The organism is Prevotella sp. HMSC077E09 (assembly GCF_001814685.1).
Lineage (GTDB): Bacteria > Bacteroidota > Bacteroidia > Bacteroidales > Bacteroidaceae > Prevotella > Prevotella oris.
The window spans coordinates 1-577 of the sequence record NZ_KV817480.1 but is presented as its reverse complement, the minus strand read 5'-3'; the positions used below and the strand labels follow the sequence as shown (position 1 = coordinate 577).

At 51.0% G+C, this 577-nt stretch carries 1 rRNA gene; it reads left to right on the top strand.

The window, feature by feature from the left end:
* Positions 1-5: 5 nt before the first annotated feature.
* Positions 6-577: ribosomal RNA gene (locus tag HMPREF2983_RS00115) — 23S ribosomal RNA — on the top strand; the annotation flags it as partial.

Here is a 577-nt window from a genome sequence, read left to right as displayed (position 1 = left end):
ATAAGAAGAAAGTAAGAAAGGGCGTATGGCGGATGCCTAGGCTCACAGAGGCGACGAAGGACGTGATAAGCTGCGATAAGCCCCGGGTAGATGCAAATAATCTCTGATCCGGGGATTTCCGAATGGGACAACCCGGCCGTCTGAAGGACGGTCACTCACGCTGAGCGTGAGAGCTAACGCAGGGAACTGAAACATCTTAGTACCTGCAGGAAAAGAAAATAAACAATGATTCCCCCAGTAGTGGCGAGCGAACGGGGAAGAGCCCAAACCGTGACTGTGGCAACGCAGCTGCGGGGTAGTAGGACCGCGACATTGTATGAATCGAGTGAAAAGAATCTTCTGGAAAGAAGAACCACAGAGGGTGAAAGTCCTGTATTTGAACCAAGATTCAACATAGCGGTATCCTGAGTAACGCGGAACACGAGTAATTCTGCGCGAATCCGCCGGGACCATCCGGTAAGGCTAAATACTCCTGTGAGACCGATAGTGAACCAGTACCGTGAGGGAAAGGTGAAAAGCACTTCGACAAGAAGAGTGAAACAGTTCCTGAAACCATACGCCTACAAGCGGTCGGAGC